Below are 537 nucleotides of genomic sequence, written 5' to 3'. Positions count from 1 at the left end.
TACGCCCTCTGGGCCGCCGCCGTCGTCCACTCCTTCCGCGAGTACCGCAAGGACCGCGCCCTGGAGTCCGCCGACGCCCTCGCCGCCGAAGCCGCCCGGCTGGAGGAGGCCGAGACGGCCGACGCCGCTGACGCGGCCGACCTGCGCCGCAACCTGACCGCCGGCCGGCCCAGCGCTCCGCAGGACTGAGCAAGGACCCCGTCCCGGGGCCACGCCGAACACCGAGAGGCCCCGCCCGGCACACCGCCGGGCGGGGCCTCTCGTCGTCCACCCCCAGGTTGCGGCGTCGGCGTCCCCCCGGTTGAGGCGTTCCGCCCGCCTGCGCCGCTCCGTACACATGCTGGTGTGGCAGAGGTGACGGCGTCCCCGGGCGGACGCGACGCGCGCGAGGACTCCCGGTGAGGACCCTGGTCCTGCTCGCCCTGGTCGGTCTGGGTGCGCAGTTGGTGGACGGCAGCCTGGGCATGGCCTACGGCGTCACCTCGACCACCCTGCTGCTGGCCATCGGCACCAACCCGGCCACCGCCTCGGCCACCA

General features: G+C 75.8%; 1 pseudogene. It reads left to right on the top strand.

The annotated features are described in order from the left end of the window. Positions 1-189 (top strand): annotated as a pseudogene (locus ACI79D_RS24905) (sulfite exporter TauE/SafE family protein); the annotation flags it as partial. Between the last annotated feature and the right edge of the window lie 348 nt (positions 190-537).

The sequence above is a fragment of the Geodermatophilus sp. SYSU D00708 genome (genome assembly GCF_054050115.1).
This window is presented reverse-complemented; position numbering and strand designations above follow the sequence as displayed.